At 44.9% G+C, this 243-nt stretch carries 1 protein-coding gene; it reads right to left on the bottom strand.

The window, feature by feature from the left end; translation table 11 throughout:
- Nucleotides 1-243 (bottom strand): hypothetical protein (locus HMPREF2795_RS02025; protein WP_148131254.1); only part of this gene is annotated, 243 nt, incomplete at both ends.

Genomic DNA, 243 nt, shown 5'->3' with positions numbered 1-243 from the left:
CGTTGGCATCCTTGGCTTGAACCTTAACCGGAACGACATCACCTGAGTAAGACTTATCAGTCGGTGTGAAGGTTACAACACTTGTATCCTTATCAACTGTGAATGTACCAACAACCTTGCCTTCTGGTGATTTCGCATCTACTGATTCAGCAGGTTGACCATTTTCATCAAGAAGGGTAATGGTAGCTTTGTCGATTGGTGCAACTGGGTCACCTTCTGTGAAGGTTACGGTTCCAGTTTGAA

This window comes from Streptococcus sp. HMSC056C01 (assembly GCF_001811305.1).
Lineage (GTDB): Bacteria > Bacillota > Bacilli > Lactobacillales > Streptococcaceae > Streptococcus.
This window is presented reverse-complemented; position numbering and strand designations above follow the sequence as displayed.